This window comes from Streptomyces sp. STAM6, from assembly GCF_054963715.1.
This window is the reverse complement of sequence record NZ_JBUEFZ010000027.1, coordinates 64696-86768: the sequence shown is the minus strand read 5'-3', so window position 1 is coordinate 86768 and position 22073 is coordinate 64696. Positions and strand designations below refer to the sequence as shown.

The following is a 22073-nucleotide window of genomic DNA, read 5'->3' as shown; positions in this document are numbered from 1 at the left end:
GGCCCGTCCAGCTACCGCGCCCAGGATTCCGGCACTGCCGGAAACGCGCCCGCCGCCCGGACCACGGCCGCCCGGATCCGGCCCTGCCGGTGGCGGAACTCCACCGTCGGCAGCGACACCGACAACGCGTGCAGCCGCCCGTCGCCGCGGGCGGGCAGCGCCACGGCGAGACAGGTGTACGCCGGGTCCGCCTCGCCCACCGACACCGCGAAGCCCTGCCCGCGCACCCGGGACAGCTCGGCCTCGAACCGCTCGGCGTCGGTGATCGTGCGGTCCGTCAGCCGGGCCATGCCGTGATCGGCCAGATAGCGCCGCCGTGCCGTCCGGGACAGCCCGGCGAGCAGCGCCTTGCCGTGCGCCGTGGCGTGGGCCCGCACCTCGGGCCCCGGCACGAACGGATGATCGGTCTCGGTGACCGGCGCCGTACTGTCGATCATGGTGATCCGGCCGTCGTGGTACGCGGAGAAGTACGCCTCCGCCCCGCCGGCCCGCCGCAGCCGGCCCAGCACCTCGGCCAGTCCGGGGCCGGCCGCGGGCCCGAGCCCGACGTGCCGCTGGAAGGACCGGTGCAGCACGGTGAGACGCGGCCCCGGCGCGTACCCGCCGTCCGCCCTGACCAGGTGCCCGCGCTCGGTCAGCGGCCCCAGCAGGTGGTACACGGTCGACAGCGAGCACCCCAGGCGCCGCGCGAGCGCCTTGGCCCCCACCGGCCCGGACGCCTCCGCCACGACGTCGAGGATCTCCAGCGCGCGGTCGACGGACCGGGGCCCGGTGGGGCCGGTGGGGGAGGTGGTCATGCCGACGAGCCTACGGGGCCACCGCCGGCCGGGTGCTCACCCGCCCCCGCTCCTCCGGGGCTCCGCCGGGTCACCCGCCGCCGAGGAACACCGGGTTCGTGAACGCGGCCACGGGGCCGGGCAGGCCGGGCACCGAGGGGGCGTGGCGCACCTCCGCGCGCACATGGGCGGCGTACGCGGGGGTCGTCGTCCACTCCACGATGCCGTCGCCCGACGCGGGCAGCGCCGCCGTGTGGAGCGTGCCCCGGTCGGTGACGAAGTGCGCCGTGCGGCCGGGTGCGCCGGTCACCTCCAGACGCACCGTCACCGGCGTGTCCTGCGGCACCCGCAGCCGCTCCCCGATGCCCGCGCGGGCGCCGCGGGCGCCCGTCGCCGAGAAGGCGAGCGAGACGGCCGACGACTCGGCGACGTAGACCCGGCCCGCCCGGATGCCCGCCAGGATCGCCTCGCGCGTCAGGTCGTCGGCCAGCACCACGGTCTGCGGGGTGCCGACGCGGTCGGGGTCGCGGTGGGCGTCGCTGTTCCCGATCGCCGGCAGCGGGCGGCCCCGGGCGAGCGTCGCGTCCCACGCCTGCAGGGACACCTCGTCGTCCGCGGTGAAGGGCCCGTTCCACACCTCCACCGCGTCCGCGTCGCCGAAGCCGAACTTCCAGGCGCAGCCGACGCACGGGGCGTGCGGGTGGGCCGGCACGACGAGCCCGCCGGCCCTCCGGATCTCCCGTGCGAAGCGGCCGAACCGGTTCTCCCGGGCCCGGTAGCGCCAGTCCACGAACGTGCCCGGGTCGGTGCCGACCGCCACGACGTGACCGTTGCGGGTGGTGATCTCCTCGCCGAGCAGCACCAGCAGGTCGTCACCGGCCGCGTCGGCCCAGTGGGCGTGTGCCGCATGGGTGTTGTGCTCGGAGGAGTTGATGAAGTCCAGGCCCGCCGCCCGGGCGAGAGCCGCGATCTCGGCGGGGGTGCGGCGGCCGTCCGAGTACCAGGAGTGCAGATGGCAGTCGCCCCGGTACCACGCCCGGCCCCGGCCCTTCGCCCGCTCCGGCGGGTACACCGGCGCGGGCGTCCGGCCCGGCGCGCCGAAGCGCAGGGTGACCGTGACCGTGTACGCCAGTCCCTGGGGCGCGACCGTGTAGGGACCGAGCACGACGTGCCAGGTCCCGGCGCGCACCGGCCCCGGGAGGTAGCCGGGCGTCGCCTCGTCCGCCCGGATGAAGAACTCCGTACGCGCCCCGCCCGACCAGCCGCGGAAGCCCCGAGCGCCGAGCTCGGTGCCGCGCTCGTCGAAGATGCCGATGTCGAGGGCGTTGCCCTGCGTCCCGGCCGGGACGGGAGGACGGTCGTACGCGTACGAGACATGGATCTCCCGCACCCCGCGCGGTACCTCCACCGGCAGGTAGACGTAGTCGGGCGAGCCGGGCGGCAGCGTGCCGCGCACGACCTCGGTCCGGTCCCCGCCGCCGGGCGCGGCGTTCGCGAAGCTCACGCCCCCCAACGTAAGGGCGCTCGCGGCGCCGGTCACGACCAGCCCGCGTCTTCCGATCGATCCGCTCATGGGTGCCACCCTCCTGGCGGTCCGTAAACGTGCCGACAACGGAAGGCGACCCTCTCGGAATTCGCCGCGGTACGCCATACGTTGGCCCCATGCGCATCGCGACGACCATCTTCCTGACGGACGAGACGATCACTCCCGTACGGCTCGCGCGCGAGCTGGAGCAGCGCGGGTTCGCCGGGCTTTATCTGCCCGAGCACACCCACATCCCGACCGAGCGGACCAGCCCCTATCCGGCGGGCGGCGAGCTGCCGCGCGAGTACGGCCGCACGCTGGACCCGTTCGTGGCACTGGGTCAGGCCGCCGCGGTCACCGAGCGGCTCACCCTGGGCACCGGCATCACCCTGGTCGCCCAGCACGACCCGATCGACCTGGCCAAGCAGGTCGCCACCCTCGACCATCTCTCGGGCGGCCGTTTCACCCTCGGCATCGGCTACGGCTGGAATCGCGAGGAGGCCGCCGACCACGGTGTCGAATGGACCACCCGACGGGCCCGCACCCGTGACCGCATGGCTCTGATGCGCGCCCTGTGGGCCCCCGAACCGACCGCGTACCAGGGCGAGACCGCCTCGGTACGCGCCTCCCACGCCCACCCCAAACCGGCCGGCGGCGCCCCGCGCACCCTGATCGGCGGGGCGGAGGGCCCGAAGCTGTTCGCCCACATCGCCGAGTACGCCGACGGCTGGCTGCCGATCGGCGGCCGCGGCCTGACCGAGTCCCTCCCGCGCCTCCGCGCGGCCTGGGAGGCGGCGGGCCGCGACCCGAAGAACCTGGACGTCGTGCCCTACGCGGTCCGCCCCACGCCGGGCAAGCTCGCGCACTACGCGGACCTCGGCATCACCGAGGTCGTACTGCAGCTGCCCCCGGCGGACGAGGCGGGGGTGCTGCGGGTGCTGGACGAGTTCGCGCGGTACCTCTAGGAGTCGGCCTTCGCGTCCTCGAAGCAGCGGGAGACGACGGTGACGTAGAGCACCGACGTCGGGTCGGGGTCCTTGCGGTTGTCCATCAGCCTGATCTCCGCGGAGAAGTCGCCGTCGGGAGAGTCGGCCCCCATGGTGGGCGTCTTCGCCTTGCTCTTGTTCGGGCCGTCCGAGGTGATCTTCCAGCCGTTCTCGGGGAAGGCCGTGCGCATGCGCACGTAGCCCTTTTCGAGCTCTTCGAACGGGAGGCCGTAGATGCTCCAGGTGTGCACCATCTGAACCACTTTGCCCTCGGGCTCGTAGCCCGAGCAGGCCAGCGGCCCGGGGCCGGGCTTGGTGACCTGCCCCTTGAGACCGATCATCTCCAGGATGCGGCTGGAGGTCTTGCCCGTCTCCGTCTCCATCCGCTGGGCGTCGCGGACCTCGGCCGTCTTCTTCTCCATGGATGAGCATCCCGTCAGTAGTGCGCACACCAGCAGCGCCGCCAGGGTCGGTGCGAGTCGCTTAATTGTGGATCACCTCGTCGTACTTGCCGGCCATGACGGCCGCCTGGTTGGCGAGGCTGCGGGAGCCCGGCTCCCAGAAGCCCACGTGATCGGGGGAGTCGCTCTTCATGATGTTTCCGCCGAACTCCGGGTCCGTGGGCACGTTCCACCAGTCCCCGCCGTGGCCCACCAGTCGGCCGCCCTTCCGGACGTCCTCGTCGTCGCCACCGCCGCCCATCGACCACACATGGTCGGCGCCCACACCCAGTTCCCGCGCATGCCCCACCTGCATGCCGGGGCTGCCGACGGGAATGATGTCGTCGGCGATGGGACCGGCGCTCTGACCCTGCTGGGTGGCCACACCGATGACCAGGGAGCCGTAGCTGTGGCCCATGAGGCTCGTGTGTGATTTGTCCGGGCCGCCCTGGGCGGTCTCCAGACCGTTCATGAACTGGCGCAGAGTCGGCGCACCCTCGTCCGCGAACTTGTTGCGCGACGCCTCGGTGTAGATCGTGTCCGGCGCGTTGTAGTCGAACCAGGCGATGGTCGAGACCTTCTGGCCGGGCACCATGCCGTTGGTGGCCGACCACAGCCGGTCGATGCGGTCGAAGTCGCCGCTGATGGTCGGGAGGTTCGTCTTCGTTCCCGGGACGTACACCGCCGTGTGGTCCGCCGTGTCCGGGTTGCCGTTCGCGAGGATCACCCGGCCGTCGTCCTTCTCCGGTTGGAACTGCAGCAGGTACGCCTCGGGGAGACCGCTGTTGTGCTGGCGTTCCAGACGCGCCTCGATGGCGTCCAGACCCGGCTTGAGGGATTCCAGTTTCTCCTTGCGGTCTTCGTACTTGTGGTGCCAGTCCAGCCATTCCTTGGTGTACACCATGCCGCCGCGCGGGCCGTGCGACTGGAACTTCTTCGGCTCCGGCGGGATGGCCGCCAGCTCCAGGTCGTACTTGGCCCTGGTCTCGGCGAAGACCATCCGGTTGGCGTCGTCGCGGACCGTGGAGGGGAGGCCGTCGAGGGCGCCGATGGAGGCCGGGTAGAGGGTGGCGTACTCGTCGCGCTGTTCCTGCGTGAGGCCCTTCCACCAGGCGGCGTTCTCGTCGGTGCTCTTGCCCTTGGGGATCTTGCTCTCGTCGACGTACTTGCCGGCGGCCTCCTGGACGGCCTTGGTGTCCGCGGCGGCGTCGACGAGGGTCTTGTCGTCGACGGTGAGGCCGGGGCCGGCCTTGAGCTTGGCGAGGACACCGGAGTAGCGGCCGTCGATCTCGGCGGCCTCGCGCACGGCGGTCGCGATGCTGTTGGCGATGGCCTGGGCCTTGGCCTGGTTGGGGTTGCCGCCGGTGAACCCGGGGAACGGGCTCTGCGGCTGCAGCAGCGACGGGCCCTGCGGCTGGAGCAGCGGCGGGTTGAGGAGGGGGAACTGCGATCCGGAGGCGCTGCCGCCCGGGATCGGCTTCTTGTCGAGGAGGTTCTCACCGCCGGCCGGGTACTGGACCGAACCGTCCGGATTGACCGTGAACTTGAGGTTCTCGGCGTCCTCGAGTGCCTGCTTCAGCTTCTTCTGCGGGCCGGCGAGTTCGGACGCCAGACCGTTGAGCGCCGTGCGGATCAGTCCGCACTCGGTGTGCAGGTACTGGTAGTTGCGGCTGAGCTGCTCCAGGTCGGAGGTGGCGGCCTTGGCCGCGTCGCCCGTTTGACTGCCGCGGATCTTCGCCAGCATCTCGTTGTCGACGCGGTCCTTGTCCCCGTTGGACCGGCCGGAGACCTTGCCCCAGCCGTCGGCCGCGTCCGTGTACTCGGACAGTTTGACGTCGCGCAGCTGCTGCCAGGTGGGCATCGCCGGTCACCCCCCGGTCTTGGGCTGCTGAGGCGGCACCGCCTTGGCGATCTTGTCCTTGGTGGTGACCTCGCGCTCCCCGAACTCCTTGCCTGCGGTCTTCAGCGCGCCCTGCAGACGCTCGCACTCGTCGCGGACCGCGGTCAGGCGGGTCTTCCACGACTCCAGCACCTCATTGAGCGTGCCGGTCGAGGAGAAGCCCTCGGTGCCGCCCGCGACGCCCTCGCTCGCGGTGGTCAGATCGGTCAGCGAACCCGCCGTCGAGATCTGCAGCGATCCGGCCACGCCGCCGGCCTTGGTCCAGGGCCCTTCGTCCGCCTTCAGGTCCGGGCCGCTCGGACCGCCTCCGCCGCCGCTGTCCGCCGCCGCCGTCGAGGCCAGCTGCATCCTGGCCCCGGAATCACCCGTTCCGAACAGTTCGTCCCACTTGGTGTTGAGTGCCACCAGCGTTCCCCCGAAAACTTGATCAGATGCCGGGCGCCATCCTAAGCACCGGCACGCGGCCGGGCGTGAGTACAGGTACTCAATCCGTACCGGCTTGTGCTCGCCTCCTCGCCCTCGCGGCGCGGCTCGTATGCTCGCTGCATGACGTCTCACGAGCCCGGACGACCCACCGAGAACGCCATGCGCCGTGCCCTGAAGCGGGCGCGGGACGGGGTGGCGCTCGATGTGGGCGAGGCCGCCGTGCTGCTGCAGGCGCGCGGGGAGGACCTCACCGATCTCGCCGCGTCGGCCGCGCGGGTGCGGGACGCCGGGCTGCGGGCCGCCGGGCGGCCGGGGGTCATCACGTACTCGAAGAGCGTGTTCGTGCCGCTCACCCGGCTGTGCCGGGACAAATGCCACTACTGCACCTTCGTCACCGTTCCCGGCAGACTCCGCCGCGCCGGGCACGGGATGTTCATGTCGCCCGACGAGGTCCTCGACATCGCCCGCAAAGGCGCCGAACTGGGCTGCAAGGAAGCCCTCATCACCCTGGGCGACAAGCCCGAGGACCGGTGGCCCGAGGCCCGGGAGTGGCTCGACGCGCACGGGTACGACGACACCCTCGCCTACGTCCGGGCCATGGCCATCCGCATCCTGGAGGAGACCGGCCTCCTCCCGCACCTCAACCCCGGCGTCCTGTCGTGGACGGACTTCCAGCGGCTCAAGCCCGTCGCGCCGTCCATGGGCATGATGCTGGAGACCACGGCCACCCGCCTGTGGTCCGAGCCGGGCGGACCGCACTACGGCTCGCCCGACAAGGAGCCGGCCGTGCGGCTGCGGGTCCTGGAGGACGCCGGGCGCTCGTCCGTTCCGTTCACCAGCGGGCTGCTCATCGGGATCGGCGAGACCTACGAGGAGCGCGCCGAGTCGCTGTTCGCGCTGCGCCGAGTCGCCCGCGCCTACCACGGCGTCCAGGAGCTCATCATCCAGAACTTCCGCGCCAAGCCGGACACGGCCATGCGCGGCATGCCGGACGCCGAACTCGACGACCTCGTCGCGACCGTGGCCGTCGCCCGGCACATCATGGGCCCGGCCGGCAATCTGCAGGCCCCGCCGAACCTCGTCGACGGCGAGTACGCGCGGCTGATCGGCGCCGGGATCGACGACTGGGGCGGCGTCTCGCCCGTCACCATCGACCATGTGAACCCCGAGAAGCCGTGGCCCCGGATCGAGGCGCTGGCCGAACGGTCCGCGGCCGCCGGATTCGAGCTGCGCGAACGCCTCTGTGTCTACCCCGAGTTCGTGCTGCGCGGCGAGCCCTGGCTCGACCCGCGGCTGCGGCCGCACGTGCGGGCCCTGGCCGACCCCGACACGGGCCTGGCGAACCCGGACGCCGAGGTCCGCGGCCTGCCCTGGCAGGAACCCGACGAGGGCTTCACCGCCGCCTCCGGCCGCACCGACCTGCACCGCACCATCGACACCGAGGGCCGCACGCACGACCGGCGCGACGACTTCGACGAGGTGTACGGCGACTGGGACGCGCTGCGCGAGGCCGCCGCTCCCGGCATGGTGCCCCAGCGCATCGACACCGACGTGCGCCAGGCCCTCGCCGTCGCCGCCGACGACCCGGAGCGGCTCACCGACGACCAGGCCCTGGCCCTGCTCCACGCCGACGGGCCGGCGCTCGACGCCCTGTGCCGGGTCGCCGACGACCTGCGCACGTCCGTCGTCGGCGACGACGTGACCTACATCGTCACCCGCAACATCAACTTCACCAACGTCTGTTACACCGGCTGCCGCTTCTGCGCCTTCGCCCAGCGCCGCACCGACGCCGACGCCTACACCCTCTCGCTCGACCAGGTCGCCGACCGCGCCCAGCAGGCCTGGGAGGTCGGCGCGGTCGAGGTGTGCATGCAGGGCGGCATCCACCCCGACCTGCCCGGCACGGCGTACTTCGACATCGCGCGGGCCGTGAAGAAGCGCGTCCCCGGTATGCACGTGCACGCCTTCTCGCCGATGGAGGTCGTCAACGGCGCCTCGCGCACCGGGCTCTCCGTCCGCGAATGGCTGACCGCCGCCAAGGAGGCGGGACTCGACTCCATCCCGGGCACCGCCGCCGAGATCCTCGACGACGAGGTGCGGTGGGTGCTGACGAAGGGCAAGCTGCCGGCCGCCACCTGGACGGAGGTCGTCACGACCGCCCACGAACTGGGCATCCGGTCGTCGTCGACGATGATGTACGGGCATGTGGACCAGCCCCGCCACTGGCTCGGCCACTTCCGCACCCTGGCCCGCATCCAGCGGGAGACGGGCGGTTTCACGGAGTTCGTCACGCTGCCCTTCATCCACACCAACGCCCCGGTGTACCTGGCGGGCATCGCCCGGCCCGGGCCCACGGTCCGCGACAACCGGGCCGTCACCGCCATGGCACGTCTCCTCCTCCACCCGCACATCCCGAACATCCAGACCAGCTGGGTGAAGCTGGGCGCGGACGGCGCGGCCGAGATGCTCCGCTCCGGTGCCAACGACCTCGGCGGCACGCTCATGGAGGAGACCATCTCCCGCATGGCCGGCTCCCGTTACGGCTCGTACCGCTCCATCAAGGACCTGGTCGCCATCGCGGAGGCGGCCGGCCGGCCCGCGCGGCCGCGCACCACGCTGTACGGCGACGTGCCCGAGGAGCGCCAGCGCACGGCGACCGCGTCGGACGGTCATCTGCCGGAACTGCTGCCGGTGCTGACGGACTGACCCATACTGGCCTCATGAGGTCCGGAGCGGGGGCGGGGGCCGCGCGGCCGTCGATGCGGGAGCTGATCGAAAGGCGGCGGCGCGCCGGATTCGTCGGCAGGGGCCACGAGAAGGCCCTGTTCCGCGACAACCTCGACACCGCACCGGACGACGAGCGGCACCGGTTCGTCTTCCACGTCCGCGGCAACGCGGGCGTCGGAAAGACGACACTGGTGCGGGAGCTGCAGGAGGCGGCCGACGCGCGCGGGGCCCTGACCGCGTACGTCGACGAGGACGTCAACAGCGTGCCCGAGGCGATGGCCGCGATCAGCACCCGTTTCGCCCGGCGGGGCCACGCCCTCAAGGCGCTGGACCGGCAACTCGCGACCTACAGGCAGCGCCGCCACGAGGCGGAGATGTCCGCGGTCGCCGAAGCGGCGCCGCGGCCGGACGGCGCCACACCCGCCGTACCGCCCTCCGCACCGTCCCCCGGCAGCATGGCCGCCGCGCAGGCCGGGCTGATCGCCGCGGGCATGCTGCCGGTGGTCGGCGCGTTCGCCGGCGCCTTCGACCCCGCCCGGGTGGCGCGCCGCGGGGACCAGCTGCGAGCGGTGCTCAGCGCGCGCTTCCACGACCCCGCCGACGTGCAGCTCGTCCTCGACCCGCTCAAGGTGCTCACACCCGTGCTGCTGGGCGAACTGGACCGGGTGGCCGCCGAGGTCCCGTGGGTGGCGCTCTTCTTCGACACGTACGAGCGCACCGGGCCCTTCCTCGACACCTGGCTGCGCGACCTGGTCCGCGGCACGCCGTACGGGGCGCTCCCCGGGAACGTCGTCCTCACCCTGGCCGGCCAGCCGCGTCTCGACCCCGCCTGCTGGGCGGACCTCGCCGAGTTCGTCGAGGACCTGCCGCTGGAACCGTTCACGGAACCCGAGACGCGCCGGCTGCTGTCCGCCAGGGGCATCGTGGCCGAGCCGGTGGTCCAGGACGTACTGCGGCTGTCGGGCGGACTGCCCGTCCTGGTCTCCACGCTGGCCGAGAACCCCGGCGAACCGAACACCGCGGGTGCGACGGCGGTGGACCGCTTCCTCAAGTGGGAGCACGATCCCGACCGCCGGGCCGCCGCCCTGGCCTGCGCGCTGCCGCGCCGGCTGAACGAGGATGTGTTCACCGCGGCCACCGGCGGCGACGGGCAGCTGTTCGGCTGGCTGCGAAGCCTGCCGTTCGTGTCCGAGCGCGACGACCACGCCCAGTACCACGACGTCGTGCGCGACCCGATGCTGCGCCTCCGGCGGACGGACTCGCCGCTCCGCTGGCGGGAGGCACACGAGCGGCTCGCCGCGACGTTCGCCCGGGCCCGGGAGGAGGCGGCCCACGGGCTGGACCCGGACCGGCGCTGGAAGGACCCGGTGTGGCGCGAGGCCCGCGACGAGGAGCAGTACCACCTGCTGTGCGCCGCACCGCGCACGGCGCTCCCGGCGGCCCTGCTGGACGGCGTGGAGGCCTGCCGGGAGGGCACGGCCGTCGCCCGCCGCTGGGCGCGCACCCTGGCCGCGGCGGGCAAGGACGGCGACGCGGAGGTCCTGCGGCGCTGGGGGCGGGACTGCCTGGACGCGCTCGGCGACGAGCGGCAGGGCGTCGTCCGGGTGCTGGGACTGCTGCTGGCACGCGGCGGCCTCGACGCCGACGGGCAGGTGCGTGCGCTGACCGCCCGGTCCTTCCGTCACCGCGTGGCGGAGCGGTACGACGCGTCGCTCGCCGACTGCGAGCGGGCCCTGGCCCTCGCCCCGGACGACTGGCGCGGCTGGTTCGACCGCGGACTCACCCACCGCGCGGCGGGCGCATGGGACGCGGCGCTCGCGGACCTGACCCGGGCGGAGGAGCTGCGTCCCGGTACGGCACGGATCGCCCGCGAGCGGGGCGAGACCCACCGCCGCGCCGGCCGTGCGCGCGACGCGCTCACGGAACTGGACCGGGCTCTCGCCCTGGACCCGTCCGACGCGACGGCCCTGGCGACCAGGGCGGCGGTGCACGAGATGCTCGACCGGCCGGTCGACGCCCTGGCGGACATCGACCTGGCGCTGGACATCGAGCCGGACTACGTGTGGGCGCTGCACCGCCGGGCCCACATCGTGCGGGGCACGGGCGACACCGAAGGCGCACTGCGGGACCTCGACCGGGCGGCGGAACTCCGCCCCGACGACCCCTGGATCATCGGTGAGCGCGGCGAGACGCTCCGCCACGCCGGGCGGTACGAGGAGGCCGTCGCCGAGTTCGACCGGGCCGTCGCCGTCGACCCCGCCTACGCGTGGGCGTACGGCAGCCGCGCCATGGCCGAGGAGGCGCTCGGCCGGACGGACGCGGCGCTGGCGGACCTGGCGAGGGCGCTGGAACTGAAACCGGACTATGTGTGGGCGCTGGTCCGGCGGGCCGAGATCCGCCTGCGCCGAGGCGATACCTCAGGCCACTTCGCCGAGCTCGACCGGGCCGTGGCGGCCGCACCCCACGACGGCTGGCCCCGGACGCGGCGCGGCGTCGCCCACAGGGACGCCGGGGCCCACGAGGCGGCGCTCGCCGACTTTTCCCGGGCGCTGGAGATCGATCCGGACAACGCCTCCGCCCTCACCTGCCGCGGGCAGCTGTACGAGAGCCTGGGGCGCCTCGAAGAGGCCCGCGCGGATCTCGACCGCTCGGTGGAGCTGGACGGCACCAGCGTATTGACGCTGACCGTGCGCGCTTCGGTGAGGCGGGTCCTCGAAGGCCCCGGTGGGGAACTGGCCGACTGGGCACGGGCCGCCGCCCTCGAACCCGGGAACCCGAAGCTCCTGACCCTGGCCGGCGAGAGGCACCGGCGTGCCGGCCGGCACGAGGAAGCGATCGGGTACTACGACCGGGCCGTCGCGCTCGCCCCGGACGACTACTGGCCCGTCGGCAGCCGTGGCCAGTCGCTGAGGGCCCTCGGGCGGTACGACGAGGCCCTGCGGGACCTCGACCGCGCGGAGGCGCTCGCGCCGGACAGGGCCTGGATCGTGGCCGAGCGCGGCGGTGTCCTCCAGGACCTCGGGCGGTTGCAGGAGGCCGGGACGGAACTGGACCGTGCCGTCGCCCTGGACACCTCGGAAGGCCACGCCCACCTGCTGCGGGCCCTGTTCCACCGTGCGACCGGCGCCGTGGCCGCGGCGCTCGCCGACCTCGACCGCTGTCTGGAACTCGGCTACGAGACCGACCTGGCGCGCGGTGAGCGCGAGCGGCTGGAGCGTGCCCGGAACCGGCCCGAAGGGCGTCCGGCCACATAACGCTCCCGCACACCGGGACCTCCCCACCCGTTCGATTACAGTGCTGCGCGCAGGCGTACGTCGACCAGTGGGCGAGTGACGGATGGAGGCTCGGTGAGCACAGCAGCGACGGCCGTCTGGGGCCGTGCCGAGCAGCAGGACTTCCGGGCCCGGGTACGCGGCTGTCTCCTCGGGGCCGCCATCGGCGACGCCCTCGGCGCGGGCGTGTCCGCGCTGTCCGTGGAGGCGATCAGAGAGGCGCACGGCGCCGACGGGGTCGCCGACTTCGTGCCCGTCCACGGCCGCCGGGGCAGCATCACCTCCGCCACCCAGCTGACCCTCTTCACGGTCGACGGGCTGATACGCGCCCAGGTCCGCCGGGACACCGGTGCCTGGCACCCGCCCACCGACGTGCACCGGGCCCATCTGCGCTGGGCGGCCACCCAGCGGGAGTGGGGCCCCGACGAGCGGCGCAAGGACAACGGCTGGCTCGCCCAGGAGGAGTGGCTGTACGCCCGCCGCGACCCGTCGCGCGCCACGCTGACGGGTCTCGGCGACGAGATCCTGGGCACCCTGGACAACCCCAAGAACCCCGCGGCCCGGGACGGCGGCGCGCTGGTCCGGTCCGCGCCGTTCGGGCTGCTCGTCGGCTGGGAACCGCAGCTGGTGTGCCAGCTGGCCGTGGAGTGCGCGACGCAGACGCACGGCCATCCCGCCGCGTACCTCGCGGCCGGCGCTTTCGCGGTGATCGTGCACGGCCTGGCCCGGGGCGAGACACTCGACGGTTCCGTCCAGCGGGCCTTCGCCCAGCTCGCCGCCCGCCCCGGCCACGAGCCGGTGACCGAGGCGCTGAAGCAGGCCCTCGGAGCCGTGCGTCAGGGAATCCCGAGCCCCGCCCGGATCGCGTCCCTGGGCGACACCGACGGGGAGATGGCGGAGGACGCCCTGGCCATCGCCGTCTACTGCGCGCTGGTCAGCGAGGACGTCCGGCACGGGCTGCGCCTCGCGGTCAACCACGACGGCCCGTCCGAGGTCACCGGCGCGCTGACGGGGGCGCTGCTGGGCGCCCTGCACGGCGAGACCGCCCTCCCGCCGGCCTGGCTGGCCGAACTCGAAGGACGTTCCACGGTCCTGGAGCTCGCCGACGACTTCGCCATGGAGATGACCCAGGGCCCGGCTCTGCACGGCCCCGCGGTGTCGGCGCCGGGCTGGCTGGCCCGCTACCCCAGGGGCTGACCGTCCGGCACGGCCGCGGCGGCGCCGCCGGCCCCGGCCCCGTCGCGGTTGATCCGGCTCAGGGCCTCGTCCCGCTCCGCTGCCTCGCGGTGGGCGCGCAGGCGCTACCGCATCAGTTCACCGGCGTTGACGAGCAGCGACTGGCCGGTGATCGCCCGGGCCCTGTCGGAGGCGAGGAACACCACCGCCTGCGCCACGTCCGCGTCCGTGGCCAGCTCCGGCAGGACCGTCCGTTCCGTGAGCCGGCCCAGCACCTCGCTCTCCGGTACGCCCTCGGACCGCGCCGTGAGCCGGACGTACGCCTCGACGGGCGGGCCCCACATCCATCCCGGCAGCACGGTGTTCACCCGTATCCGGTGCGGGCCCAGTTCACCGGCCAGCGAGTACATCGCCGAGGTCAGTGCCCCTTTGGACGCCGCGTACGCAGCCTGCCGGACCTGCGACGGCGCGGCCACCGCGGACTGCGTGCCGATCAGGACCACCGAACCGCCGCCGCGCTCCTTCAGGGCCGGCAGACAGGCCCTCGTCATCCGGAGGGTGCCCAGCAGGTTGACGTCGAGGACACCCCGCCACGTCTCGAAGTCGGCGTCCTCCAGGCCACCGAAGTCGCTGTCCCGGGCCGCCACATGGACCACCGCGTCGATGCCGCCGAACCGCTCGCAGGCCAGCGCGGCCAGCGCCGCGCACCGCTCCTCGACGGTGATGTCCGTGGGCAGGTACGCCGTGTGCCGCCCCTCCGGGTCGATCTCCGTCGCCGACGTGGCCAGACGGGCTTCCGTGCGCGCCCCGAGCACGGCGTTCCCGCCGTCGCGCACGACCGCCGCGGCGACCCGGTGGCCCAGTCCGGTGCCGACGCCGGACACGATCACGGTCTTCCCCTGGAGCAGCATCCCGGCGCCTCCCCGGCCCTGGCCATCTATCTGACGGACCGTCAGAGTAGGGGGTGTGAGCCACGACGACAACGACACCCGCAGCGCGGTGTACGCGGATCTGGCGGCCGTCGGGCCGTACGGCGTCCGGCCCGGCCATGCCCTGATCACCATGGTCGAGCCCCACCCCGGCCAGGAATACGCCTACAACCGCTGGTACGAGGACGACCACTACTACGCCGGCGCGATGGCCATGCCCTGGATGTACGCGGGCCGCCGCTGGGTCGCCACCCGCGAACTCCAGCTGCTGCGCTACCCCGAGAAGTCCGCCGTCGCCCAGCCGGTGACGGCCGGCTGCTACCTCTCCACCTACTGGATCACCGAGGGCCGCTACGCCGAGCACATGAAGTGGACCGTCGCCATCAACAAGCGGCTGAACCGCGACGGCCGGGTCCACCAGGCCCGTACGCACGTCTTCACCGCCTTCCAGGACCACGAGGCGACCGTCTACCGGGACGGGGCCGCCGGCCCGCGCGACCACCACGCGCTGGACCACCCCTACGGCGGGCTCGTCCTGCAGGTGATCGACGCCGAAGACCCCGAGCGACGGGCCGATCTCCTGGAGTGGCTGCGGGGGCGCCACCTGCCCCTCCGGCTGGCCGGCACACCCGCCGCGATGGTGACCGTTTTCCGGCCGACACCACTGCCCGGAGACCGCATGACGTATGTGCAACAGGTGGAGGGCGTCCACACCCGGCTGACGCTGCTCTGGTTCCTGGAGCGCGATCCGCGCGAGTGCTGGGAGGCGCATTTCGCGGACCTCGACGCGGGCGGCCTGGGGCGGGTGGAACTGGTGGCGCCGTTCATCCCGACGGTGCCGGGCACCGACCGGTACGTGGACGAACTGCGCTGAGACACACCGAAGCCCCCTCGGCCGGGACGGCGGACCAGTCGAGAGGGCTCTTCGGTGACGCGGGGCCGAACTCAGAGAGTCCCGTTGCCGACTTCACGCACGAACGCGTTCCAGGACGCGGGTACGAACGTGATCGACGGGCCCGCGGGAACCTTCGAGTCACGGACCGCGATCTCCTGGACGACGGGGGACTTGACCTCGACGCATGCGCCGTTACCGCCGGAATACGAGGACTTCGTCCAGGTGTCCGTGGCGCCCTGAGTAATTGCCATTTTCTCCGCTCCGGTTCTTGCGGTGACGAGTGGTGACATGCCGACCCGAACCTGCGGGCCGGCGTGATCGACGCTACTCGTCGGCATCGGTGCGCGGGACAGTCGTTCACTCGACTGGATGGCATATTCCATGCGGGACTTCCGCTGGAAGGTGAAGGGGTGTACCGTACCGGCCTCTTCCCCGGCAGGGGCGGCCGAATCCCCGTGATCCGGGACAGAATTGGCGGATTCCCGAAAGCTGCTCAATGGCTCAGGTATCGGCACCGGAATCCGCTTAGCGTGCGTAGTCCTTGACGACATCCGCGATGAACTGCCGAGTCTGTTCCACATTCAACGCCTGGGCACGCAGGTGCTCGTACATGACGCTGTACTTCTGCACGTCGTTCGCCTTCTCCAGATAGAGGTCACTGGTGACCCCCTCGATGTAGACGACGGACGAGTCGGAAGTGTCCGGGAATTCCAGGATCGCGTAGTGGCCGCTGATCCCCGGGTGGGCGCCCATGTCGAAGGGCAGCACCTGCACCGTGACGTGCGGCTGGTGCGACTGCTCGATCAGATGCTCCAGCTGATCGATCATCAGCTGCTTGTCGCCGACCCGGCGGCGCAGCGCCGACTCGTCGATCACCGCCCAAAGGCGCAGCGGCGCCTCCGACTCCTTGATGCGCTCCTGGCGCCGCGCGCGAACGTTGACGCGCTTCTCGATGTCCGTCGGCGACGTCTCCGGCAGGGCGCCGGTGATCAGCGCCTCCGCGTACTGCCGGGTCTGCAGCAGACCGGGCACGATCTGCGGCTCGTACACCCGCAGCGAGGCCGCGTCCGTCTCCAGGCCGATGTAGACGCTGTACGGGATGTCGCCGAAGGCGTGCCACCAGCCCTGCTGGCGGGAGTCCTTCGCCATCTGCATCAGGGAATCGACGATCCGGTGGTCCTCGACCTCGTACACCCCGCACAGGTCACGGACATCGCGCTGACTGATCGAGCGGCGGCCGTTCTCGAGGCGGCTGATCTTCGACTGGGAGACCAGCAACCGCTCCGCCACCTCCTCCGCCGTCATGCCCTTGAGCTCGCGCAGCCGGCGCAACTCCTGGCCCAGTCTGCGTCGCCTGACGGTGGGGTTGACGTTGGACGCCACGGGAAACTGCACCTCCGGCTGCACTAGCGGTAGCAAGCGTCACGCTGCTCTGCGTTGCTCTGCGTATCTACTGCTCAGCAGACTGCCACCAAAGCGCTTGCCGCGCTGGAAAATCGCCATACGCGTGCGTACGTGCGAACGCGCGGGGCGGGCCTGGCCGGCCTGCCCCGCGCGCTCATGCGGCTCCCGAATCGGGCTTCGTGCTCATGGTGCATCGTGCATCGCGCGTGGTGCGTGGTGCTCGTGTCGGTCACGTGCGTCCGTGGTTCAGTGCGCGACGACCCGGGCCATCGACCCGCTGCGCGCCTGGTGCTGCATCGGTACGGCCGCGGCCTGCCGGCCACCGCCTCCCGGGCCGGGGCTCCGGCGTGGCTGTGCCGCCGCACCGTTCTGGACGTCCATCACGGCGTGCGCCACGAGACCGCCCATGGGGTCGTGCCGGATCAGATCCCGCAGCCTGGAGCGGGACGACCGTCCTTCATTGCCCGGGTAGAGGTGCTTGCCGAGACCGACCGCGTGGGCCAGCGCGGCGAGCGCCGCGGTCCGCGGGTCCGGCGGTACACCGGTGCGGATCGCATTGTCCAGCCGGGACCTGATTTCCCGGCTGATCGCCGTCTCCGTCGCCTGGTAGCGCGTCGTCGGCAGCACCCCGCACATCTGACCCTCGACGGCATGCACCATGCCGCACCGTTCCAGATGCGAGAGATACGTCTGGCGCAGCCCCAGTCGGGGCCCGCCGATCCAGTGGACGGCCCGCACCGGGCTGCCACGCCTGCGCAGCAGTTCCAGCGCGGAGTCCAGTGTCGGATCTCCTGTGGGCCGTGGCATCACCACGGCGATACGATCCCCGTCTGGGGCTATCCGTCCTGCCAGAGCCAGCTCCACTAGCTGTGCTCCGGCCAGGCCGAGGTCGAGCGACTGCGGCTGCGCTGTGGTACCCGTGGCCGGGTCCAGAGCGAGCAGCAGAAGCTCCTCCGGAAGTGTTCTGCGGCTCCTGCCCATCCATGCCTCCCCGCGTGGATGAATGACAGGGTGACCCCTCTCACATTGGTCTGTCGAGAGCGCCTGGGTGCTTCGTACGGGAACCGGTAGGTATGTCGTTCTCGTCTTGCAACCTGAGCCGAGCGCTCACACAGGACACTGGTACATGGTTCGGGCAACGCGTTGTTTGAAGGAGGCACGGTGGCGGGCGAGTCCCCCGACAAGTCGGAGCAGCAGAAGTCGTCGGGGGAGACGGCTTCGGACGAACGCGACCCGAGGCTGGCCGTCTTCGGTGACGCACCGTCGTCGAACGGGGACGGAGAGGTGAAGGTCGACCAGCCTACCGCCGTCTTCAAGACCGTGCCCGAGCGGGCCCCGGCGGCGGAGTCCGCCGCCGCGTCGGACGGCGACGCCCGCCTGCGCGCGGCGGTCGCGGCATGGGTCGCCAAGGGCGACGGCGACGCACCGGAGGAGACGGAGAACCCTTCCCCGGGTGAGCCCGAGGCCACCACCGAGTCCGACGCTGAGGCCACCACCGAGCCCGAGGCCGCCACCGAGCCCGAGCCCGAGCCCGAGTCCGCGGCCGCTTCCGAGCCCGGGGACGGCACCGAGTCCCGGGAGGGCTCGGCCGGGGACGGGGACGCGAGAGCCCCCGAGGGGGTCAGCGACCGTGACGGCGACGAGGCTTCGGCCCCGTCGCCTCGTTCCGCCGGGGCCGGCGTCGCGGCCGACGCGTCCGGGGACGCGAAGACCGACCGGACCTCTTCCGCGCCGTCGCGCCCCGCCGGGGACGCCGTCCGCGCCGAGGCGGCGGCGAGCAAGGACGAGGAGGGCGACGAGCCCGCGTCCGCGCCGTCGCGCCCCGCCGGCGGCGCCACCGAGGAAGCCGGCAGCGCCGAAGCCGCGAAGGCCACTGAGTCCGCGAAGGCCGCCGAGGCGCCGGAGCGCCGTGGTGACGCCGGCGACCGTGCCCCCGCGTCCGGGGAGCGGAAGAGCCCCGCTCCCAAGTGGGCCGCCAAGGACACGGCCGAGGACAAGGACGGCGCCGACGCCGACGCGGCGCCCGTCGATCAGCCCACCGCCGTGTTCAAGGCCGTCCAGCGCAAGCCGGTCGACCAGCCCACCACCGCCCTGAAGGCCATGGGCCCCAAGCCGGCGCAGGAGCCGGCGGCCGAGCGGACCAGCAAGTTCGTGCCCCTGCGCAGGGACGACGTGCGGCCCGCCCCGTCCCCGTCCACGCCGTCGCCCGCCGCATCGTCGGCCCCCGCCGCGCCGTCGTCCGCCGCGGCTTCGGCCGCGCCCGCCGCGCCCGAGGCCGCCGCCCCGCCGCCGTCCCTCACCGAGGCCGAGCGGACCAAGCAGCAGCCCGTGCCGCCGCTCCCGCCGCTCGATCTGCTCGCCGAACTGACCAATACGCCGCCCCCGCCGCAGACCCCGGTCCGCACGGTCGTCCGGCGTATCAAGATCTGGACCCCGCTGGTCGTCCTGCTGGCGATCATCTTTGCGATCGTGCAGTTCGTGCGGCCGCTGCCGGCCCCCAAGCTGACGCTGGCCGCGGAGCCCACGTTCACCTTCGAGGGCGGGCAGCTGAAGATGCCGTGGCCCAGCGAGGGTCAGGGCGCCGTCGAGGTCGAGGGGGTCGGCTCGCTCGGTACGTACGGCGCGCAGAAGCCCGCCCCGCTCGCGAGCGTCGCCAAGACGATGACGGCGTACGTGATCCTCAAGAACCACCCGATCAAGGTCGGCGCCAAGAGCCCGGTGCTCACGATCGAGAAGCTCACCGCCGAGCAGGCGAGCAACCCGGACTGGTCGGTGGCCCACGTCAAGGAGGGGCACCAGTACACCCTGGAGCAGATGCTCCAGATGCTGATGATCCCGTCCGCCAACAACGTGGCCCATCAGCTGGCGCGCTGGGACGCCGGCACCGAGGAGGCGTTCCTCGAGAAGATGAACGACGCCGCCAAGGACCTCGGGATGACGAACAGCACGTACACCGACCCCAGCGGCTTCGAGAAGACCACCGTCTCCACGCCCACCGACCAGCTGAAGCTCGCCAAGGCGGTCATGCAGTTCGAGGTCTTCCGCGACATCGTCAACCGGCCGAACCTCACACTGCCCGGTGTCGAGAAGCGGATGGAGAACGGCAACACGATCATCCTCAGGGACGGGGTCTCCGGCATCAAGACCGGCTCGTCCACCCCGGCCGGCGGCAATCTGCTGTGGTCCGCCAACGCCGTCGTGGACGACGAGCCCCGCCGGGTCCTCGGGATAGTGATGGGTGCCCAGAACGCCAACGGCGTGCGCGAGAAGCTGAGGCTGGCCGTCGAGACGTACAGCTACAACCTCATCAAGGCCGCTCAGGACGGCGTCACGTCCGCCACGGTCGTCAAGAAGGGCGAGGTCGTCGGCCATGTCGACGACGGGCTCGGAGGGCTCACCCCCGTCGTCGCCACCAAGGACCTCAAGCCGGTCGGCTGGGCGGGTCTGGAGGTCGACCTGGAGATCGGGAACGGCGGCAAGGGCATCCCGCACTCCGCGCCCTCGGGCACGGTCGTCGGCCAGATCTCGGTCGGCTCGGGCACCGGCAAGGTCAGCGTCCCCGTGGCGCTGAAGGAGGACCTCGCGGAGCCGGGCCTCGGCGCCAAGCTCATCCGCCTCGGCTGAGCCGGTGCCGGCCCCGGCCCCGCCGGGCCGGCACCGATCCGGACACCGACACCCGCACGCCGCACCGGCGCCCCGGATCTCCGGGGCGCCCCCGTGTTAGCGTCCGGGCAACTGCGAGCCGCCAGGAGGCGTCTTCGCAGAAGACAAGGGGCCCCTGGGACGACGCAGAGAGCAGAGAGCCGCGTGACCACCGTTGAGTCCACCCGGGCGGAGGACGAACCCGTCGGGGCCGCCGACACCGCCCAGTACCGGCCGGCCGGTACGGCGCGAATAGAGCGGGGGACCCGGACGGGGCTCCTGCGCCACCCCGTCACCGTCGCCACGGCCCTCGCCGCCCTCACCCACGTCGTGTGGTTCCTGTTCTTCGCCAACAGCGGTGGCGACCTCGCCGCGCAGGACGCCTGGGCGGAGTTCGTGGGACGGCACCCCGACTCCGCGTACAACCTCGCCTGGTACGGCGGGATGCACCCGGTGTCGTACAGCGTCGTCTCGCCGTACCTGATGTCGCTGCTCGGTGTGCGGGCCACGATGATGCTCGCCGGCACCGCGTCGGCGGCCCTGACCGCGCTGATCCTCGTGCGCGTGCGGGCGGTCCGCAATCCGCTGGCCTGCTCGCTGGCCGCGGTCTTCGCCTTTCTGTGCAACGCGCTGTCCGGCCGGGTCACCTTCGGGCTCGGCATGATGTTCGCCCTGGGCGCGGTGGCCGCCGTCTTCTGCTGGCCGGTGCGCTGGCGGCACAAGCGGTGGGCCAAGGCGGCCGCGGCCGCGCCGCTCGCCGGGCTCGCCACCGCCGCGAGCCCGGTGGCCGGACTGTTCCTGGGAGTGGCGGCGGCGGCCCTGTTCCTGAACAAGCGGCGTCCCGGGGCCTACGCGCTCGGGCTCGCCCCGGTCGCCGTGGTGGCGCTGTCGTCCTGGCTGTTCCCCTTCTCGGGCACGCAGCCGATGTCGTTCGGCTCGACGCTGCTGCCGTTCACCTTCGGCGTGCTGGTCTTCCTCCTCGTCCCCGAGGACTGGCGCACGGTGCGCACCGGCGCGGCCGTGTACGCCCTGGGCACGCTGCTCACCTGGCTCATCGACTCGCAGATCGGGTCGAACGTCTCACGCCTGCCGATGCTGTTCGCCGGTGTGGTGCTGCTGGCCGCGCTGCCGTACACCGTCCCGCGCACCCGCAGGTGGTACGCGGTGGTCCTCGCGTTCGTCGCGCTGAACGGCTGGATCGGCTTCAAGAGCGCCGACGACATCATCCGCACCGCGCCGGACGCGTCCTGGGCGCGTGAGGCGGCACCGCTCATCAACCAGCTGCAGAAGCTCGGCGCGGAGAAGGCCCGCGTCGAGGTGGTCCCGGCGCGCAGCCACCGGGAGGCGTCCGCGCTCACCCCGTACATCAATCTGGCCCGCGGCTGGAACCGGCAGGCCGACATGGAACGCAACCCGGTCTTCTACGACGACACGCTCAACTCCGCCACCTACCGGGACTGGCTGCACCGCTGGGCCGTCCACTACGTCGTGCTGCCCAAGGGCGAGCCGGACACCGGAGCCGAGCAGGAGGCCGAACTCGTCCAGGACGGCCAGCCCTACCTGAAGCCGGTCTGGTCCGACGCCAATTGGCGGCTGCTCGCCGTCGAGGACCCGACCCCGCTGGCCGATCCGCCCGCGACGGTGGACCGCGCGGGTGCCGGCGAGGTGACGATCCGGGTGAAGACGGCGGGACGGGTGCTGATCCGCGTCCCCTACTCGCCCTGGCTGGCGCTCCTCGACGAAGAGGGCAAGAAGGTGGAGCCGCCGCAGGAGACGGAGGCGTCGAAGGAGCGCGAGGAGGGCCCCCCGACCTTCACGAACACACACGGCTGTCTGCTCAAGGCGGAGGAGGACCGCGAGGGCGACGAGTGGACGGAACTCCTGGCGCCGAAACCGGGCGTGTACCGGCTGGCCGCACCGTACAAGATCTTCCCCCGCGGCACTCCCTGCCCGGAGGAACTCCGCTGACCTCTCC

The 22073-nt window shown here is 72.5% G+C and carries 16 protein-coding genes; 7 read left to right on the top strand and 9 right to left on the bottom strand.

Annotated features, from left to right (window positions below):
• Positions 1-11: 11 nt before the first annotated feature.
• The gene (locus ACY34K_RS25950) at positions 12-797 is read right to left on the bottom strand and encodes an IclR family transcriptional regulator (RefSeq protein WP_462751164.1); all 786 of its coding nucleotides are present in this window, start codon (positions 795-797) and stop codon (positions 12-14) included.
• Positions 798-867: 70 nt separating this feature from the next.
• Positions 868-2349 carry a CehA/McbA family metallohydrolase gene (locus ACY34K_RS25945; RefSeq protein ID WP_462751162.1) on the bottom strand — a complete coding sequence of 494 codons (1482 nt, stop codon included), beginning with the start codon at positions 2347-2349 and terminating at the stop codon, positions 868-870.
• An 89-nt stretch (positions 2350-2438) separates the two neighbouring features.
• On the opposite strand from ACY34K_RS25945, the gene ACY34K_RS25940 reads away from it, so the two are divergent.
• Positions 2439-3266 (top strand): TIGR03619 family F420-dependent LLM class oxidoreductase, encoded by an 828-nt coding sequence (locus ACY34K_RS25940; protein WP_462751160.1) that lies wholly within the window; start codon positions 2439-2441, stop codon positions 3264-3266.
• On the opposite strand, the gene ACY34K_RS25935 is transcribed toward ACY34K_RS25940, so the two are convergent.
• The 3 genes from ACY34K_RS25935 to ACY34K_RS25925 all read right to left on the bottom strand — a co-directional run bounded on the left by ACY34K_RS25935 (position 3263) and on the right by ACY34K_RS25925 (position 6032).
• Positions 3263-3709, bottom strand: a complete 447-nt coding sequence (locus ACY34K_RS25935) for a hypothetical protein (protein ID WP_462751158.1) — start codon at positions 3707-3709, stop codon at positions 3263-3265. The two genes, ACY34K_RS25940 and ACY34K_RS25935, sit on opposite strands and share 4 nt — an antisense overlap.
• A 61-nt stretch (positions 3710-3770) precedes the next feature.
• The gene (locus ACY34K_RS25930) at positions 3771-5588 is read right to left on the bottom strand and encodes an alpha/beta hydrolase (protein ID WP_462751156.1); all 1818 of its coding nucleotides are present in this window, start codon (positions 5586-5588) and stop codon (positions 3771-3773) included.
• A gap of 6 nt (positions 5589-5594) precedes the next feature.
• Complete coding sequence (locus ACY34K_RS25925; protein ID WP_462751154.1) at positions 5595-6032, bottom strand: hypothetical protein; 438 nt, start codon at positions 6030-6032, stop codon at positions 5595-5597.
• Between the two features lie 141 nt (positions 6033-6173).
• Here ACY34K_RS25925 and ACY34K_RS25920 point away from each other — a divergent pair, with 141 nt between their 5' ends.
• From ACY34K_RS25920 to ACY34K_RS25910, 3 genes are all read left to right on the top strand, one after another.
• Complete coding sequence (locus ACY34K_RS25920; RefSeq protein WP_462751152.1) at positions 6174-8759, top strand: bifunctional FO biosynthesis protein CofGH; 2586 nt, start codon at positions 6174-6176, stop codon at positions 8757-8759.
• A gap of 14 nt (positions 8760-8773) precedes the next feature.
• Positions 8774-12034: a tetratricopeptide repeat protein gene (locus ACY34K_RS25915; protein WP_462751150.1), complete on the top strand. Its 3261-nt coding sequence runs from the start codon at positions 8774-8776 to the stop codon at positions 12032-12034.
• Between the two features lie 93 nt (positions 12035-12127).
• Positions 12128-13249, top strand: coding sequence for an ADP-ribosylglycohydrolase family protein (locus tag ACY34K_RS25910; protein ID WP_462751148.1), 1122 nt, complete (start codon positions 12128-12130; stop codon positions 13247-13249).
• A 104-nt stretch (positions 13250-13353) separates the two neighbouring features.
• Here ACY34K_RS25910 and ACY34K_RS25905 read toward each other — a convergent pair whose 3' ends face one another.
• A complete protein-coding gene (locus ACY34K_RS25905) occupies positions 13354-14139 on the bottom strand; it encodes an SDR family oxidoreductase (RefSeq protein ID WP_462751146.1) in 786 nt (261 codons plus the stop codon).
• A 55-nt stretch (positions 14140-14194) separates the two neighbouring features.
• On the opposite strand from ACY34K_RS25905, the gene ACY34K_RS25900 reads away from it, so the two are divergent.
• A complete protein-coding gene (locus tag ACY34K_RS25900; protein WP_462751144.1) occupies positions 14195-15031 on the top strand; it encodes a hypothetical protein in 837 nt (278 codons plus the stop codon).
• 71 nt (positions 15032-15102) lie between these two features.
• Here ACY34K_RS25900 and ACY34K_RS25895 read toward each other — a convergent pair whose 3' ends face one another.
• The 3 genes from ACY34K_RS25895 to ACY34K_RS25885 form a co-directional block, all read right to left on the bottom strand.
• Positions 15103-15303, bottom strand: coding sequence for a DUF397 domain-containing protein (locus ACY34K_RS25895; protein WP_462751143.1), 201 nt, complete (start codon positions 15301-15303; stop codon positions 15103-15105).
• 274 nt (positions 15304-15577) lie between these two features.
• Positions 15578-16435 carry a helix-turn-helix domain-containing protein gene (locus ACY34K_RS25890; RefSeq protein WP_462751142.1) on the bottom strand — a complete coding sequence of 286 codons (858 nt, stop codon included), beginning with the start codon at positions 16433-16435 and terminating at the stop codon, positions 15578-15580.
• A 267-nt stretch (positions 16436-16702) separates the two neighbouring features.
• A complete protein-coding gene (locus ACY34K_RS25885; protein ID WP_462751141.1) occupies positions 16703-17437 on the bottom strand; it encodes a GOLPH3/VPS74 family protein in 735 nt (244 codons plus the stop codon).
• A 180-nt stretch (positions 17438-17617) separates the two neighbouring features.
• Here ACY34K_RS25885 and ACY34K_RS25880 point away from each other — a divergent pair, with 180 nt between their 5' ends.
• Positions 17618-20080: a D-alanyl-D-alanine carboxypeptidase family protein gene (locus ACY34K_RS25880; protein ID WP_462751140.1), complete on the top strand. Its 2463-nt coding sequence runs from the start codon at positions 17618-17620 to the stop codon at positions 20078-20080.
• A gap of 270 nt (positions 20081-20350) precedes the next feature.
• Positions 20351-22066: an MFS transporter gene (locus tag ACY34K_RS25875; RefSeq protein ID WP_462751186.1), complete on the top strand. Its 1716-nt coding sequence runs from the start codon at positions 20351-20353 to the stop codon at positions 22064-22066.
• The last annotated feature ends 7 nt before the right edge of the window (positions 22067-22073 follow it).

Excerpts from the sequence above, each read along its gene's own strand:
- ACY34K_RS25950 (WP_462751164.1), bottom strand. The coding sequence starts at position 797 with ATGACCACCTCCCCCACCGGCCCCACCGGGCCCCGGTCCGTCGACCGC.
- ACY34K_RS25945 (WP_462751162.1), bottom strand. The coding sequence starts at position 2,349 with ATGAGCGGATCGATCGGAAGACGCGGGCTGGTCGTGACCGGCGCCGCG.
- ACY34K_RS25940 (WP_462751160.1), top strand. The coding sequence starts at position 2,439 with ATGCGCATCGCGACGACCATCTTCCTGACGGACGAGACGATCACTCCC.
- ACY34K_RS25935 (WP_462751158.1), bottom strand. The coding sequence starts at position 3,709 with ATGGAGAAGAAGACGGCCGAGGTCCGCGACGCCCAGCGGATGGAGACG.
- ACY34K_RS25930 (WP_462751156.1), bottom strand. The coding sequence starts at position 5,588 with ATGCCCACCTGGCAGCAGCTGCGCGACGTCAAACTGTCCGAGTACACG.
- ACY34K_RS25920 (WP_462751152.1), top strand. The coding sequence starts at position 6,174 with ATGACGTCTCACGAGCCCGGACGACCCACCGAGAACGCCATGCGCCGT.
- ACY34K_RS25915 (WP_462751150.1), top strand. The coding sequence starts at position 8,774 with ATGAGGTCCGGAGCGGGGGCGGGGGCCGCGCGGCCGTCGATGCGGGAG.
- ACY34K_RS25905 (WP_462751146.1), bottom strand. The coding sequence starts at position 14,139 with ATGCTGCTCCAGGGGAAGACCGTGATCGTGTCCGGCGTCGGCACCGGA.
- ACY34K_RS25895 (WP_462751143.1), bottom strand. The coding sequence starts at position 15,303 with ATGGCAATTACTCAGGGCGCCACGGACACCTGGACGAAGTCCTCGTAT.
- ACY34K_RS25885 (WP_462751141.1), bottom strand. The coding sequence starts at position 17,437 with ATGGGCAGGAGCCGCAGAACACTTCCGGAGGAGCTTCTGCTGCTCGCT.